Consider the following 15,872-nt stretch of genomic DNA (forward strand, 5'->3'; position numbering starts at 1 on the left):
ACAATGCCGCGCCAGATATATGGCCGGCATTTTATTTTTATCAAAAAACTTGACAGAGATGCTCGATACCTCCCTGCTTCCGCTGTTTCTGACTGCCGTCGCCGCCCTGGTGCTGGTACCGGGTCCGGATATGGCGCTGATCCTGTCGCAATCGGTCGCCCGTGGCAGTCGGGCCGGTCTGTGGTGTGCGTTCGGCATCGCGCTCGCGGGGCTGGTGCAGACCGTCCTGGTGGCGGCCGGCCTGGGCGCCTTGCTGCAGACACTGCCGGCATTGGCCGAAGCGGTGCGTTGGCTCGGAGTGATCTATCTCAGTTGGCTGGGCTATCAGGCGCTGCGCCGCCTCGGCCAGCCGGTCGAGGCCATCGTGGCGCCGGTACCGCTGCGCAAGCTGTGGCTGGGGGCGATGCTCAACAATCTGCTCAACCCCAAGGCCCTGCTGTTCTTCAGCCTGTTCCTGCCGCAGTTCACCCAGCCGGCGCTGGGCCATCTCACCTGGCAGCTGTTGACGCTGGGGCTGCTGCTGACCGGGATCGCCCTGTTGTGGAATATCGTGCTGGCGCTGCTGGCCGGTCAGCTGGCCAGACACCTGACCCGGCTCGGTTCGGGACGCTTTGGCGACAGCCTGCTTGGGGTGGTGTTTCTTGGACTGGCAGCACGACTTGCCTGGAGCGGACCGCTACGCTGAGGCCAGCGACGGCGCGTCCCGCCTGTTTTTTACGCAGGGCGGATGTGTTACGCTGGCAAGACGCCGACCACACCTAGATTTTCCATTCCGATGAGCAAAGGCAATATTTTCGTCGTCGTTGCGCCGTCCGGCGCCGGCAAGACCACCCTGGTGCTGGCCCTGCTGGCTGCCGAGCCGCAGGTGCAACTGTCGGTGTCCTATACCACGCGGGCGCCGCGCGAAGGCGAAGTCGAAGGGCGCGACTATCACTTCGTCAGCCGCGACGCCTTCCTCGCCATGATCAACCATGGCGATTTTCTCGAACACGCCGAGGTGCACGGCAATTTCTACGGCACCTCGCAAAGCTGGATCAACGATGCGCTGGCCACCGGCCGCGACATCCTGCTGGAAATCGACTGGCAGGGCGCGCAGCAGGTACGGCGCCATTTCCCTGAAGCGATCGGCATCTTTATCCTGCCGCCCTCGGCCGAGGTGCTGGAACAGCGCCTGCGCGGCCGTGGCAAGGACAGCGAAGAGGCCATCGCGCGCCGGCTCAAGAATGCCCGCGAAGAAATCAGTCATATCGACGAAGCCGATTATGTGATCGTCAACGAGCATATCGACGAAGCGGTCCGCGACATCATCGGCATCGTCCGCGCCGAACGGCTGCGTCTGACCCGTCAGTCGGTCCGTCACGGCGACCTGATCGCCCAGCTCAAGGGCGCCTGACGCCCTGTAACACCGGAGAACCCTATGGCCCGCATTACCGTTGAAGACTGTCTGCATCGCATCCCCAACCGTTTCGACCTGACGCTTGCCGCGACCTATCGCGCCCGCCAGATCGCCAACGGCTCGACCCCGCTGGTCGAAGCGCCTGGCCGTGACAAGCCCACCGTGCTCGCCCTGCGTGAAGTGGCGCTGGGCAAGGTCGGCATTGAAATGCTGAACCGAACCCGCACCTAAGTCCGGACAGCACCGAAGCGGGCCGCTGGCCCGCTTTTTTGCCCTCTTGCCGACCATGGTCCTGGCTGCCGCCGATGTTCCCGTCCTCGCTGAAACTGCCCCACATGTGGTGGAGCAGGCCAACGCGCTGCTGGAAAAAGTCGCGGTCTATCTCAAGCCCGAAGACCTGCCGCTATTGGTCGCCGCCTTCAAGTTCAGCGAACTGTCGCATCGCGGCCAGATCCGCAAAAGCGGCGAACCCTATATCACCCATCCGATCTCGGTCGCCGACATTCTGGCCGACTGGCACCTCGACGCCCAGGCACTCGCCGCAGCCCTGCTGCACGATGTGATGGAAGACACCGGGGTCAGCAAGCACGAGCTGACCGAACGTTTCGGCCGCACCGTGGCCGATCTGGTCGATGGCCTGTCCAAGCTCGAACGGCTCGAATTCCAAAGCAAGGAAGAAGCGCAGGCGGAAAACTTCCGCAAGATGCTGATGGCCATGGCACGCGACGTCCGCGTGATCTTGGTCAAGCTCGCCGACCGCCTGCACAATATGCGCACCCTCGAAGCGATGCGCGAGGACAAGCAAAAGCGCATCGCCTCCGAGACCCTGGAAATCTACGCCCCGATCGCCAACCGCATCGGCCTGCATTCGATCTACCAGGAACTCGAAGACCTCAGCTTCAAATACCTCCACCCGCTGCGCCACGAGGTGCTGGCCAAGGCGCTCAAGGCGGCGCGCGGCAACCGGCGCGAGGTGGTGGGCAAGATTCTCGACGCGCTGAAACAGAAGCTCAGCGACGCCGGCATCGAAACGGTGATCTCGGGCCGCGAAAAGCATCTGGCCAGCATCTACCGCAAGATGCAGGAAAAGCATCTGAGCTTTTCCCAGGTGCTCGACATCTACGGTTTCCGCGTGATCGTGCGCGATGTGCCGACCTGCTATCTGGCGCTGGGCGCCTTGCACGGGCTCTATAAACCGCTGCCCGGCAACTTCAAGGACTATATCGCCATCCCCAAGCCCAACGGCTATCAGAGCCTGCATACGGCCCTGTCCGGTCCCTATGGCACGCCGATCGAAATCCAGATCCGCACCCACGATATGCACAAGGTGGCCGAATCGGGCGTGGCTTCGCACTGGATGTACAAATCGGGCGACGAGAGCTTTGGCGATGTGCAGCAAAAAACCCATCAGTGGCTGCAATCGCTGCTGGAAATCCAATCGATGTCGGGCGACTCGATCGAGTTTCTCGAACACATCAAGGTCGATCTGTTCCCGGGTGAAGTCTATGTCTTCACGCCCAAAGGCAAGATCCTGACCCTGCCGCAAGGCTCGACCGCCGTCGATTTCGCCTATGCGGTGCATTCCGATATCGGCAACCGCTGCATCGCCGCCAAGATCAATTACGACCTGATGCCGCTGCGTACCGTGCTCAAGACCGGCGACCGGGTCGAAATCATCACCGCCGCGCTCGCCAAGCCCAATCCGAACTGGCTCAACTTTGTGGTGACGGGTAAGGCGCGCTCGCATATCCGCCATTTCATCAAGACCATGCGCTACGAGGAGTCGGTACAGATCGGCGACCGTATGCTCAAGCAGGCGCTGACTGCGCTCACCGCCACCAAGATCGAGCTGCCCGACGACGCCTGGGAGCGCTATCTACGCGAGAATGCGCCGTCGCGGCGCGAGGAAATCCTGTCCGACCTGGGCCTTGGCAAGCGCCTGCCCGTCGTGGTGGCACAGCGGCTGCTGGCCCTGGCCGGTCTGCTGACCGAGTCGGAGGCCAAGCCCGGACCGGTGCTGATCCACGGCACCGAAGGCGTGGCGGTGCAGTTGGCGCGCTGCTGCAATCCGATTCCGGGCGATCCGATTCTGGGCCAGATCAAGCAGGGCCAGGGCCTGGTGATCCATACCCACGACTGCCCGCAGATCGGCCGCTATGGCCGGCCGGACCCCGACAAGCTGCTGGAGGTCCAGTGGGACGCGCCGCAGGGCAAGCTGTTCGATGTGGCGATCAAGATTCTCGCCATGCACGAGCGCGGGGTGCTGGCGCAGATTGCGGCGGCGATTTCGGAAGCCGGCGCCAATATCGAAAACGTCCGGATGGAGGAAGAGGAATTCGGCGAAGACGATCGCTATACCGAGATCCGCTTTACCGTCCAGGTCGAAAACCGCAACCATCTGGCCCGGGTGATGCAGTCGCTGCGTCAGCTGGAAACGGTGGTACGGATTCACCGCCTTAAAGGCTGACCCTTCCCTTTTGACGATTTTTTCAGAAATCGTTATCTCCGGCTCTGTGTCTTGCAGAGCTTTTGCAGAAAAATTCCCTCTCGGCCATTTCCCCCTCTAGTTGCCCTTAATCTGTCGTCCAAGCGGACCGACCACATCAGGCAGGTCAACCAGCGACGGTCATCCAATCCCGTGTCCGACCCAAGCGAGCATAAGGACTAAAGCAGTGGTCCCTCACACCGCTTTGCGGCTAGAGCATTTCCTCGCTGCCAAACCTGGCGGGGCGCTGCACGCCGGCGCTTCGAGGTCTGGACACGCTGACTCCGAATTGGCTGCAAAGGCGCTGATGCACCCCACGGCTTGCAGGGAGGAAAGCTGCTTCTCAAAGGCGTCGGCATTGGCCGTTCTATGACGGCTTTTGCTTGTGCCTATTCACCAGCAAAAAGATGGAACTGCATGGCAACCAAGTAAGAGAGATAGTTTTTCTTTCATAAATTCCTATATTTGGCTCCTTTACTAGCACATTCATCGCACAAAAATATCCATCGGACAGCCAAACGCCGCATAACGCTGTTTTTCTCAATTGGAACCGCATTTTTCGCCTCGTCACTTACCGAGGGTCAGCGATCTCAATTGGGAGCCTCCAGATGGAATTCCACCCCCTCCTCGCCCAGCTCGGGCAGCGCCTCAACCTCAACGTAACGGGCCTTGATCCCGCCACCGATGTGGTCCAACTGACCCTTGGCGAGCGTCTGATCACCATCGAGCGGCAGGCCGAGCGTGGCGTGCTCAGCCTGTCGGCGCTGCTGTGTTTCTACCCCGAGCCGCAACAGATGGCCGAGCTGTGCGAGCTGCTGCTCGAAGCCCACGCCTTCGGCATCCTCACCAACGACGCCTGCTTTGCTTTGAGCCGGCATAACAGCCAGGTCCTGCTGTTTCGCAACCTACCGCTCGACGGCCTCGACCCGGACCATCTACTCGCCGCCCTTGAGCGCTTTATCGCCGTGCTCGATGTCTGGAAGGAAGCCCTCGATAGCGGCCGCCTGTTCCAGGTCCTGCAAACACCCTCTTCCAACCAAACCACTACGGCCGCTTCGGTGAGCTTCGCCTGAAAGGAATCCGACCATGACGACTTCTGTCCAGAATTTCCAAAACGTTCAATTCCAAGGCTTGCCGCAAGACGTGCAGGATGGCGGCCATCTCGCGCCGGCACCGCAGAATCAGGGCACCAACAGCCTCAGCAGCCAGCTCTACGACATCGCCAGCTACCTTGGCAACGGTGGACTGCAACTGGCCAGCCAGGGCCTCAACGGTGGTCTCCAGCTTGTCAACGGCGGGATCCAACTGGTCAGCAACGGGATCAATAGCGGCGTCCAGATGGCCAGCAACGGCATCAACAGCGGTATCCAGCTCGCCAGCGACGGTGCCCAACTGGTCAGCGATGGCATCAACAGCGGCGTCCAGATGGTCAGCGACGGCATCAACAGCGGCGTCCAGCTCGTCAGCGACGGCGCCCAGCTGGTCAGCAATGGGGTCAGCAGCGGCGTGCAGATGATCGGTAACGGTCTCAGCAGCGGCAAACAGATCGCCGTCAACCAGGGCACCAAGGCTTTCGAGAGCGGCTTTGGCACCACCTCGGCCCTGCTGAGCGGGGCACTGCGCCAGCTTCCCTATACCGATAGCCAAAGCTCGCTGGTCGGCCGTCTGCCCAACAATCCGGACTTCAACGGTGCCATCGCCAACCCCAACGGCCTGAGCGCGCAATTCACAGCCGTCAGCAACCAGAACAATCTGAGCGGCCACTCCTTGCAGATGCTGGAAAACGCCGTCACCGGCGGCAATAGCCTGCACCGGCACGGCCAACAGATTCAGCTCACGCCGCAGGAATTCCACGCCGCCCTGCTGCGCGGCGCCCATTTCGTGGTCGAGGATGGCGGCACGCTGACCGACAATCTGCAACAGCAAGGCGGCTTCACCGCCCGTGGCTCCAGCCATTACAAGGGTTCGCAGGACCAGCAGTATGGCCTCGACCTGCCCAATCACCTGGGCCATCTGCTGATCGGCAAGGACTTGCAGGGCCACAGCTTCTTCCAGCTTGAATCGCACGGCACCGGCAATGCCCAGCAAAGCCTGAGCGAGAAAATCTCCAGCGTGCTGGGCCATACCCAAGCCTATCTGCAACACGTCGGCTCCAGCCTGTCCTACGTCCAGATCGGCCCGCAAGGCTGTATCGAGGGCAGTGAGAAAGACAATAACCATGTGATCGTGCGCTAAGCTGCCCTCCTGGAATGGAGGCAGTTAATATCCTTTCTTATTCCATCCCGAACACAGCACAGTGGCCAAGCCAGAAACCCGTTCTCTAATGTTGGGGAGCGGGTTTTCTGGTTGGGGGCGGGAAGGTGGATGGTGGAGAGGCTTCAGCGTTCGGATACTGATGGATACCAGGACACAGTGGAGCTGAACCGCGGTTGGAATAGCCGTGGGCTGGGTTCTCTAGCGACGGTGGTGAGCGGGGCCGGGAGCGGTCGTCACATACGGAGATCTCTTATCCCAATAACAGGATAGATAGTGTGTCCATGGAACCGGCATTGCACCGTTCGACCCGATCCGCCCTGGCCGGTGCGTGGTAGAATCGCCGTCCGACCCGTCCACCCTGATTCCCGTCGTGATCGCCATCACCGTCAACGGCGAAGTTCGCCAGATTCCTGCCGGCCTCAGCATTGCCGGTCTGATCGACAGCCTGGGCCACCACGGCCGCCGCATTGCCGTCGAACGCAACGGCGAGATCGTGCCGCGCAGTGAGCATCCGCATACCGAGCTGGCGGCCGGCGACCGGCTGGAGGTCGTGGTCGCCGTCGGCGGCGGTTGAACCGCCGCCTCTACCCGTTCCCGGAGCCAGCCATGTCCCACCACGATCCTTTCGTCCTCGCCGGCCGCGAATACCGCTCGCGCCTGTTGGTCGGCACCGGTAAATACCGCGATTTCGACCAGACCCGCGCCGCCATCGAAGCGTCGGGTGCCGAAATCGTCACGGTGGCGATCCGTCGCGTCAATCTGGGCCAGAACCCCGATGAGCCCAATCTGCTCGACTATCTGCCGCCCGATCGCTTCACCATCCTGCCCAATACCGCCGGCTGCTACAGCGCCGACGATGCCATCCGCACCCTGCGCCTGGCGCGCGAACTGCTTGACGGCCACAAGCTGGTCAAGCTCGAAGTGCTGGGCGACCCGACCAATCTGTTCCCCAATGTGCGCGAAACCCTCAAGGCCGCTGAAGTGCTGGTCAAGGAAGGGTTCGATGTGATGGTCTACACCTCGGACGACCCGATCGTCGCCCGCGAACTCGAACAGATCGGCTGCTGCGCCGTGATGCCGCTGGCGAGCCTGATCGGCTCGGGGCTGGGCATTCTCAATCCGTGGAACCTCAAACTGATCATCGAAGCGGCCAAGGTGCCGGTCCTGGTCGACGCCGGCGTCGGCACGGCCTCGGACGCCGCCATCGCCATGGAACTGGGCTGCCACGGCGTGCTGATGAACACCGCGATTGCCGCCGCCCAAGACCCGGTGCTGATGGCCAGCGCCATGCGCAAGGCGGTCGAAGCGGGCCGCGAGGCTTTCCTGGCCGGCCGGATGCCGCGCAAGTTCTACGCAGCGACCCCAAGCTCGCCCACTACCGGCCTGATCGGCTGATCTTTCCCTGCCGACCCGGCCACGTGCCGGGCTCGGCCCGATTTTCTTCGACGTCTTACCCGCATCATGGACAATCCGCACCACCGCCATATCCGCAGCTTTGTGCTGCGCCAGGGCCATCTTTCCGACGCTCAGTCCCGCGCCCTGGAGGCGGGCCTGCCACGCTGGGGCATTGCCTACCAGCCCACCCCGCTCGATCTCGATGCCGCCTTCGGTCGCAGCGCGCCCAAAGTGCTCGAAATCGGTTTCGGCATGGGCGGCGCCACCGCCGACATCGCCGCGGCCCGGCCCGATACCGATTTTCTCGGCATCGAAGTGCATGGCCCGGGCGTGGGCAATCTGCTCAAGCTGATCGATGAAAAGCAGCTCAGCAATCTGCGGCTGATCCGCCACGACGCAGTCGAAGTCGTCGACCATATGCTGGCGCCAGACAGTCTCGACGGTTTCCATCTGTATTTTCCCGACCCCTGGCCCAAGAAGCGCCACCATAAGCGCCGGCTGGTCCAGCCTGCCTTTGTGGCCAAGATCGTCAGCCGCCTCAAGCCCGGTGCCTATATCCATATGGCCACCGACTGGGAGGACTACGCCATCCAGATGCTCGACGTGCTGAACGCGGAACCGGCGCTGCGCAATAGCGTGGATGGCTTCGCGCCGCGCCCCGACTGGCGGCCGCTGACCAAATTCGAGCAACGCGGCCTGCGGCTCGGCCATGGCGTGTGGGATCTGCTGTTCATTAAACGCTGAGTCGTGAGTCCGACCATGGTGTAAAAATCAGGACATATGTATGCAAGAATATCGGCGTTATATAGATAATAATTGTCTGTTTATGCCAACGCTTGTTTTTCCGCCACCAGACAGTGCGGCTTAACCTCACTTAACCTGGCAGCCGGAAAAATTGCGGTATGATGGCCGCCCGACTCACCCTTTATCCGGACTCGCGATGCCTGCTCTGAATATGCTGCTGGCGCGGCCTACCGCCTGGGGATTTCTCGACGAGCTCAATATCGACCCCAGTGGTCTGGTGCGTATCCACGGATGGTCGCAGGCGGCCGATGCCGCGTTGCGGCCGCCCCGTGTACTGGCCGACGACGACGAGGTGGGGCTGCTGCACCGCTACCGCTATGGCCGGGCCGATGTGCCGGGTGAGCAGCCTTTTACCGGTTTTGCCTTTGAATACCGTCTGCCGCAGCAGATCGCCACGCTGCATATCGATTTCGGCGACGGCTTTACCATCGATGCGCCGCAGGCGATGTCGTTCTACCGGCCCGACTACGAAGCGCTGTTCGGGCTGGAGCAGGTCGCCAAGCGCGAACATATCTACGGCAGCGGCCCGCCCGCCCAGGCCATCGACCCCGATGTGCAGCGCCTGATGGTGCTGATGCGCGGCCGCACGCTCGATTTCGGCTGTGGCGCCGGTCTGATGGTGTCGGCGCTGCGTCAGCGCGGCACCGAAGCGTTCGGGATCGAAATCGACCGTCCGGCGATCCGTGAAGGTCTGCTGCCCGATGCCGCGCCCTATATCACGCTGTATCAAGGCGGCCCGCTGCCGTTCGAGGACGACAGCTTCGACTGCGTCACCGCCTTCGAGGTGATCGAGCATATCGACGACTACCACAGCGCCTTGCGCGAAATCGCCCGTCTGGCGCCGATGGCGATCTTCAGCGTGCCCGATATCGGTGTGCTGCCGTTGTGCCATCGCCACAATGTCGTGCCGTGGCATCTGCTGGAATCGACCCACTTCAATTTCTTCACCGAAACCAGCCTCAAGGCTACGCTGGCGCCGTACTACAGCCGGATCGAATTCGGTCGGGTCTGTCCGATCACCATCAACGACACCCGTTACCATGTCAGCCTGACGGCGGTGTGCTACCGCTGATCCGACTTGGCAAGCGGCGTCGGCTCGCGTTAGCATGCCCGCCATGACGAATCCCGCTTACCGACCGCTCCGTGGCCACTCCTGGTGGCGCCGCCCCACTCCGGCGGCCTGAGCGCGTAGCTAAGCGACCCACAGCCGCCAACCTTGGCGGCTGTTCGCTTTGTAGGCTGTCCTGGTTGGCCCTCCACGGAGAAAAACCATGTCTCAATCCCCCATCGTACTGACTGGCGACCGCCCGACCGGTCCGCTCCATCTGGGCCATTACGTCGGCTCGCTGCGGCAGCGTGTGACCTTGCAGGAGCAATACCGCCAGTTCGTGATGATCGCCGATGCCCAGGCACTGACCGACAATATGGGCGACCTCAGCAAGGTGCGCCGCAATGTGATCGAAGTGGCGCTCGACTATCTGGCCGTCGGCCTCGACCCGGCCAAGTCAACCCTGTTTATCCAGTCGCAACTGACTGAACTAGCCGAATTGAGCTTCTATCTGCTCAATCTGGTGACGGTGGCGCGGCTTGAGCGCAATCCGACCGTCAAGGAAGAAATCCGCCTGCGCGGCATGGAGCGCGATATTCCGGCAGGCTTTCTGACCTACCCGGTCAGCCAGACCGCCGATATCACCGCCTTCAAGGCCGCACTGGTGCCGGTGGGCGCCGATCAGGCACCGATGATCGAGCAGTGCAACGAATTGGTGCGCCGCTTCAATAACTGCGTGGGGAAGGAAATCCTGGTCGAAGCCCAGGCGCTGATTCCCGACCACGGCCGTCTGGTCGGTGCCGACGGCGGCGCCAAGATGAGCAAATCGCTCGGCAATGCGCTCGCCCTGTCGGCCGACTCCGCCGCCATCGCCGCCTTCGTGCGCAGCATGTATACCGACCCCAACCATCTGCGCGTGTCCGACCCCGGTCAGGTCGAGGGCAATGTGGTGTTCACCTATCTCGATGTGTTCGATCCGGACAAGGCCGCGGTCGAAGAGCTCAAGGACCACTACCGTCGTGGCGGCCTGGGCGATACGGTGCTCAAGCGCCGGCTGACCGAGCATCTCGAAGCGCTGATCACCCCGATCCGCGAACGCCGCGCCCAGTTTGCCCAGGACCCGGCCGAGGTCATGAATATCCTGCGCCAGGGCACCGAACGCGCCCGCGAGGCCGCCGCCGCCACCATGAGCGAAGTCAAGGCCGCGCTGGGATTGAGCTACTGGAACTAGGCGCCGACTTTCCCTGACCGGGGCGTCCCCAACCACCCAGCCGCAGCAGAGGCGCTTTTGCCTCCTCCACCCTGTGCAGACGGACCCTGCGGATGCCCCCGAAAAGGAAACGGCAGCAAGAAAAAGAGCTATGCGTTAACGGCATAGCTCTTTTCTTTTATGCAAATCCAGATCTTGCAACCGATTCTGGAAGCTATGCAATTACTGCATAGCTCTCCTTACTCAGCACTTCACCTCGGCCAATTCGCTGCCCTTGAACGCATTGGGCAGCCGGCCAAGCTCGGCGCCGCGCTCGGCCGGAATGCCGCGCACAAAGATGGTCGCGGTATGCACGCCATCGCCACGCTCGCGCATGATGGCCGATTTGACGCCACGGTTTTTCAGATCGTCGAGCCGGCGCTGGCCGGCTTCTTCCGAGGAGTAGATGCCCAGCGACACGGCGTTCTGCCATTTGCCGTTGTCGTTCACCACATAGAAATCCTCGACACCCAGGCCCTTGAGCTCTTCGGCCTTGCGCACCGCATCGGCCCGGTCGGGGCGCGGCGGGATATAGACCCAGAAACGCACCGGACCGTCAGGCGCCTGAATCTGGGTATCGCCGCCCAGCTTGAGCGCAGCGAGACGGTTTTTAGCCCGGCTCAGCGTATTGGGGGCGATGCCGCTCCAGCGGTAGCAGGCCAGCGCGCCGCCATTGGCGGGCGTCGCCGGCTTGCTGGCTGGCATGGAAGCCGCCTGGTCGATGCGATTCGGCGCCTCAGCCGCCTCGGGTTGGGCACCCGAGACCAGTTTCATCTGATCGGCCTTGATCTCACGGCCATGCCAATCGACCGGTTTAGGCGGCTCGGCCAGCCGGATATAGGCGTAGGCCACGATATTGGCCAGTACAAGCAAGGCAAACAGCCACTTCATCGGGCAGTGTCCTCAGAAATCTCAACAGCCAGCCGGGCCAGACCGGCCAGCACCAGGTTATCGACGTGGCGAACTTTGCCAGCAAGCACGCTGGAGAGCAAAGTCAGCAGTCGCGGCGCGTCGCCGCCCGACAGCAATAAGCCGGGCGTGCCACCGGCTACCGCCGTCAGCCGGTCATGCATGACCAGCACCGCTCCCACCAGCGCAACTTCGGCGCCATTGACGATGGCTTCGCCGGTACTGCGTGGAAACGCGGTGCGCTCGCCATCGGGATGGCCCAGATCGGCCGTTCCTCGCGCCAGCGATTCGCGCATCAGCCGGTAGCCCGGCACGATGACGCCACCCAGGAAACGGCCGTTGCCATCGAGCGCATCCACCGTCAACGCCGTCCCGGCCATCGCCACCAGTGTTGGCTCATGAGTGATCGCCCGGGCGCCGATCAGGGCCGCCCAACGGTCGGTGCCCAACCGCTCGGGCTCGCGATAGCCGTTTTCAACCCCGGCCGCCTTGGCGCTGGAGCGCAGCCATTCGATGGCCAGATCAGGCAATAGGGCCGCCAGCACGGCCGCCCGCTCGGGACCGGCCACATTGCAGCCCAGCACCCGACCAAACGGCAGATCGGGCCAGGGCGGCACACTCAGACTGGCGTAATCGGCAATCCCGTCATGCCGGGTGCCCTGCTCGAGCACCGCCCATTTGAGTCGGGTATTGCCGGCGTCGAGCAGAAGAATCGGTGCGGACATCAGTCGCCATCCCGCCAAGAAAAATCACTAGATATTGAATAGGCCCGAGCAAAGCACGGCATCTGGGTCTCCACTCCCGCTGGCCCCACCTGCCTCAGGCCGCCCGCAGACTGACTTCGCCGGCATGGACCAGCACTTCGCCTTCTCCGGCGGCAAAGCGCAAGGCGCCGTCGGCACTGATGCCCAGCACCGTACCGTCGAGCGTGCTGCCATCGGGCCGCAACAGCCGGGCCGGCTGGCCGTGCAAGGCATGCCGGGCAGTCCAGTCATTGACGAAGGGCGCAAAACCATCGCGCTCGAAACGCGGCAACAGCTCGGCCAGTTGGGTCAGGATGGCTGCCAATAGCCGGTTTCGATCCCCCGGACAGCCAAGCTCGGTCAGATCGGCCGCCGCCTGATCGAGCGCAGCGCGCGCCAGGGCCGACAGCCGATGGTTGAGGCCGATGCCGATCACCACGGCCGACGGCCCCAGGCTGTCGCCCGCCACCTCGATCAGAATGCCGCCCAGCTTGCCCCGGGCACAGACGATGTCATTGGGCCATTTAAGCCGGGCCGACTCGACCCCCAAGGTCTCCAAAGCCCGCACCACGGCCAGTCCCACCGCCAGACTCAATCCGGACAGGGCGGCAACGCCGATATGAAAGCGCCACAGCAGCGAAAACATCAGCGTCGCCCCGAGTTCCCCCTGCCAGCGCCGGCCACGGCGACCTCGACCGGCACTCTGCCACTCGGCGGCATAGACCATCCCCGCCGGCGCCCCGGCCTGGGCCGCGCTCAGCAAGGCGCTGTTGGTCGAATCGATGCGATCGAACAGCTTCAGATCGAAAAACCGCGCCGCCGGCCCCAGCGCCCGCGCCACCGCAGCCTCGTCGAGCCAGTCAAGCGGCCGGCTCAGGCGATAACCGCGCCCTTTGACGCTATGCACCTCGACCCCGAACTCGGCCGCCTGCGCCAACGCCAGCGATACACTGGCCCGACTGACGCCCAGCCGCTCAGCCAGGTCCGGGCCGCAATGGAAGGCGCCATCGGCCAACAGGCGCAGCAGGGGAAACAAATCCATCGATGCTCGCTTCAGACTCCGCCGCCACCCAAGCGCCGGCTTCGCCTGCTCCCGTCACCTTGTCTGCCTGTGGAGGACAGGGAGAGCGAGGGGGCGCAGTGGGGGAAAGCGGAGAGGGAATTTTTGGAAAAATTTTTATTTATTTCTGTATTCTGCTCTACACCTTGCAGAGGTTTTGCAGATTAATTTCTATCGAGCAACACCACGGCTGAATCTGGCGTAGACCACCACACAGCTGAACACCACCACGCTCAAGGCGATCTCGACACCGGCCAGATACTGGCTGGCGCCGCGCTCGGACCAGGCGCGCATCACACCTTCGGTAAACCAGGCGAGGACGAACATGCTGGTCCATTGATAGGTGTAGCGATGACCACGGACCAGCCCAGGCAGCGGGCACAGCAAAGGCAGCGCCTTGAGCGCCAGCCACGAGCCGCCCGGGTGCAGCGGGGCGAGCCACAATTCCCAGGCCAGACACAGACTGAACAGCGCCAGCATGCCCGCCACCGCGCCATTGCGCGACCAACGCAGCATCGGGTTCATAAAGGCTGCACCAATTTAAGCGCCGTCTCGGCCAGACGTCGGCCCAACGCGATCGCCAGCAGCCGTTCATGCTCGTCGATGGCGCGTCGGCCATCCTTGCCCGAGACATGACTGGCGCCATAAGGCGTGCCGCCGCCCGCCGTCTCGCTCAGCGCCGCCTCGCTATAAGGCAGGCCGACCAGCACCATGCCGTGGTGCAGCAAGGGCAGCATCATGCTCAACAGGGTGGTCTCGTTGCCGCCGTGCTGGCTGGCGGTGCTGGTAAACACCGCAGCGGGCCGGCCGACCAGCGTGCCGGCCAGCCAGTCGGACGAGGTGGTATCGATGAAATACTTGAGCGGTGCCGCCATATTGCCAAAGCGGGTCGGACTGCCCAGCGCCAGGCCCACGCATTCCTCAAGGTCCGCCCGTTCGACATAGGGCGCGCCGTCATCGGGAATGCTGGCCGCGGTGGCTGCACAGATCGGCGAGACGGGCGGCACGGTACGCACCCGGGCGGTGGCGCCCGGCACCATCTCGATGCCGCGCGCAATCAACTGCGCCAACTGGCGCGTTGCGCCGTGGCGGCTGTAATAAAGGACAAGGATGTCGGCCATGGCAGGGTCAGTGGCTAAGGGTGGGGTATTATAGGGCTTTGCCCCGCCGACCGACCGCCGGATGAAAAACCTGTCGTCCTTCCGCAGCGCCTTGCAGCGCCATCCCATACCGGCACCGCTTGAATTCCTCCAATTCATCCTGCGACGCGTGCGCGAAGACCGCTGCATGGAAGCGGCCGGCAGCCTGACCTTCACCACCTTGCTCGCCCTGGTGCCGTTTTTCACCATTGCCCTGATGGTGGCCTCGGCTTTCCCGATGTTCGACGAGGTATCGACCCGCTTCAAAACCTTCCTGCTGACCAATCTGGTGCCTGAATCGGCCGGCCGCATCATTACCGTCTATATGCGCCAGTTCACCGACAATGCCGACCGGCTGACCTTGGTCGGCATGCTGTCGCTGGCCGGCACGGCGCTGGCCATGATGTTCACCATCGACAAGGCGTTCAACCGCATCTGGCGGGTGCGGCGCAGCCGGCCGATGGTGGTCAAGACCCTGATCTACTGGGCGGTGCTGACGCTCGGTCCGCTGCTGCTCGGCATCAGCCTGACCCTGACCTCGTGGCTCGCCAGCAAGAGCGGCGCAGGCGGCAGTGGGGTGGCGCTGCTGCTGAGCGGCAGCTCGTTTCTGCTGTCGGTCTGCGGCTTTGCCCTGCTCTACCGGGTGGTGCCCAACTGCCCGGTACCGGCGCGCCATGCCCTGGCCTCGGCGCTGTTCACTGCGCTGGCCTTTGAATTGATGAAGAAGCTGTTTGGCTGGTATGTGCAGCAGTTCGGCACCTTCAAGCTGATCTATGGCGCCTTTGCCAGCGTGCCGATTTTCCTGATCTGGCTGTATATCGCCTGGGTGATCGTGCTGTGCGGTGCCGTGCTTTCGGCCACCCTGTCCTACTGGCGCGGCCAGGCCTGGCGCCGGCGGCCCCATCCGGAGCGCCGGCTCAACGATGCGTTGCGGCTGCTGCTGCTGCTCGATATTGCCCACCAGCGCGGCGAAACCCATAGCCTTGGCCGTCTGCGCCGTACCCTGGGCGCCGGGCAGGATGAAATGCACGAGCTGCTGGAGCGGCTGGCCGATCGCGGCTGGGTCCAGGCCACCCGTAACGGACGCTGGGTGCTCAGCACGGCGCTGTCGGCCATCCGCGCCAAGGATGTCTATCATCTGCTGGTCGATCGCCAGGCGGCCCCGGCCCATAGCCACGACAGTGTGCAGACCCTGATCGAAGGTGCCTTTGCCCGGCTCGACAGCGAACTCGACCTCAGCCTCGCCGAGATTGCCGCCCGCAGCCGCAGCGGGCAGGACGAGCCTCCGCCGGCGCTGCTGCAGCCGCCTGTGGCCGAACCGGCGGCCCCGGCACAAATTAAATAAATAATGAAAATGACGCGCAAGACATGGCGCGCCATAGAAAAGA

17 protein-coding genes are annotated in these 15,872 nt (G+C 63.1%); 12 read left to right on the forward strand and 5 right to left on the reverse strand.

All coding sequences use genetic code 11. The features are described from left to right. Window positions 1–58 precede the first annotated feature (58 nt). The 11 genes from ACFOW7_RS12410 (at window position 59) to trpS (ending at window position 10,615) form a co-directional block, all read left to right on the forward strand. Window positions 59–685 (forward strand): LysE family translocator, encoded by a 627-nt coding sequence (locus ACFOW7_RS12410; protein ID WP_378164668.1) that lies wholly within the window; start codon window positions 59–61, stop codon window positions 683–685. A gap of 90 nt (window positions 686–775) precedes the next feature. Then, window positions 776–1,393: a guanylate kinase gene (gene gmk / locus ACFOW7_RS12415; RefSeq protein WP_449252229.1), complete on the forward strand. Its 618-nt coding sequence runs from the start codon at window positions 776–778 to the stop codon at window positions 1,391–1,393. 24 nt (window positions 1,394–1,417) lie between these two features. Next, window positions 1,418–1,627 (forward strand): DNA-directed RNA polymerase subunit omega, encoded by a 210-nt coding sequence (rpoZ, locus tag ACFOW7_RS12420; RefSeq protein WP_378164670.1) that lies wholly within the window; start codon window positions 1,418–1,420, stop codon window positions 1,625–1,627. A 55-nt stretch (window positions 1,628–1,682) separates the two neighbouring features. Beyond that, the gene (locus ACFOW7_RS12425; RefSeq protein WP_449252230.1) at window positions 1,683–3,863 is read left to right on the forward strand and encodes a RelA/SpoT family protein; all 2,181 of its coding nucleotides are present in this window, start codon (window positions 1,683–1,685) and stop codon (window positions 3,861–3,863) included. A gap of 626 nt (window positions 3,864–4,489) precedes the next feature. Further along, window positions 4,490–4,954 carry a type III secretion system chaperone gene (locus ACFOW7_RS12430; RefSeq protein WP_378164672.1) on the forward strand — a complete coding sequence of 155 codons (465 nt, stop codon included), beginning with the start codon at window positions 4,490–4,492 and terminating at the stop codon, window positions 4,952–4,954. A gap of 13 nt (window positions 4,955–4,967) precedes the next feature. Next, window positions 4,968–6,116 (forward strand): hypothetical protein, encoded by a 1,149-nt coding sequence (locus tag ACFOW7_RS12435; protein WP_378164674.1) that lies wholly within the window; start codon window positions 4,968–4,970, stop codon window positions 6,114–6,116. A gap of 349 nt (window positions 6,117–6,465) precedes the next feature. Then, window positions 6,466–6,711, forward strand: a complete 246-nt coding sequence (thiS, locus tag ACFOW7_RS12440) for a sulfur carrier protein ThiS (protein ID WP_378164675.1) — start codon at window positions 6,466–6,468, stop codon at window positions 6,709–6,711. 32 nt (window positions 6,712–6,743) lie between these two features. Beyond that, a complete protein-coding gene (locus ACFOW7_RS12445) occupies window positions 6,744–7,532 on the forward strand; it encodes a thiazole synthase (protein WP_378164676.1) in 789 nt (262 codons plus the stop codon). 66 nt (window positions 7,533–7,598) lie between these two features. Further along, complete coding sequence (gene trmB / locus ACFOW7_RS12450; RefSeq protein ID WP_378164677.1) at window positions 7,599–8,276, forward strand: tRNA (guanosine(46)-N7)-methyltransferase TrmB; 678 nt, start codon at window positions 7,599–7,601, stop codon at window positions 8,274–8,276. 196 nt (window positions 8,277–8,472) lie between these two features. After that, window positions 8,473–9,408 carry a class I SAM-dependent methyltransferase gene (locus ACFOW7_RS12455; protein ID WP_378164678.1) on the forward strand — a complete coding sequence of 312 codons (936 nt, stop codon included), beginning with the start codon at window positions 8,473–8,475 and terminating at the stop codon, window positions 9,406–9,408. A gap of 199 nt (window positions 9,409–9,607) precedes the next feature. After that, complete coding sequence (trpS, locus tag ACFOW7_RS12460) at window positions 9,608–10,615, forward strand: tryptophan--tRNA ligase (RefSeq protein WP_378164679.1); 1,008 nt, start codon at window positions 9,608–9,610, stop codon at window positions 10,613–10,615. 222 nt (window positions 10,616–10,837) lie between these two features. On the opposite strand, the gene ACFOW7_RS12465 is transcribed toward trpS, so the two are convergent. From ACFOW7_RS12465 to wrbA, 5 genes are all read right to left on the reverse strand, one after another. Further along, the gene (locus ACFOW7_RS12465) at window positions 10,838–11,524 is read right to left on the reverse strand and encodes an SPOR domain-containing protein (RefSeq protein ID WP_378164681.1); all 687 of its coding nucleotides are present in this window, start codon (window positions 11,522–11,524) and stop codon (window positions 10,838–10,840) included. Further along, window positions 11,521–12,267, reverse strand: coding sequence for a type III pantothenate kinase (locus ACFOW7_RS12470; protein WP_378164683.1), 747 nt, complete (start codon window positions 12,265–12,267; stop codon window positions 11,521–11,523). Before ACFOW7_RS12470 ends, ACFOW7_RS12465 begins: the two co-directional genes overlap by 4 nt. Before the next feature lie 94 nt (window positions 12,268–12,361). Continuing rightward, window positions 12,362–13,327 (reverse strand): biotin--[acetyl-CoA-carboxylase] ligase, encoded by a 966-nt coding sequence (locus ACFOW7_RS12475; RefSeq protein WP_378164686.1) that lies wholly within the window; start codon window positions 13,325–13,327, stop codon window positions 12,362–12,364. Between the two features lie 189 nt (window positions 13,328–13,516). Next, a complete protein-coding gene (locus ACFOW7_RS12480) occupies window positions 13,517–13,870 on the reverse strand; it encodes a DUF2069 domain-containing protein (RefSeq protein WP_378164688.1) in 354 nt (117 codons plus the stop codon). Beyond that, on the reverse strand, window positions 13,867–14,466 hold the full coding sequence (gene wrbA, locus ACFOW7_RS12485) for an NAD(P)H:quinone oxidoreductase (protein ID WP_378164691.1): 600 nt from the start codon (window positions 14,464–14,466) through the stop codon (window positions 13,867–13,869). The genes ACFOW7_RS12480 and wrbA overlap by 4 nt, the downstream gene beginning before the upstream one ends. Window positions 14,467–14,527: 61 nt before the next feature. On the opposite strand from wrbA, the gene ACFOW7_RS12490 reads away from it, so the two are divergent. Continuing rightward, a complete protein-coding gene (locus tag ACFOW7_RS12490; protein ID WP_378164694.1) occupies window positions 14,528–15,829 on the forward strand; it encodes a YihY family inner membrane protein in 1,302 nt (433 codons plus the stop codon). Window positions 15,830–15,872 lie beyond the last annotated feature (43 nt).

Origin of the sequence: Chitinimonas lacunae, assembly GCF_042650885.1 — a bacterium.
Lineage (GTDB): Bacteria > Pseudomonadota > Gammaproteobacteria > Burkholderiales > Chitinimonadaceae > Chitinimonas_A > Chitinimonas_A lacunae.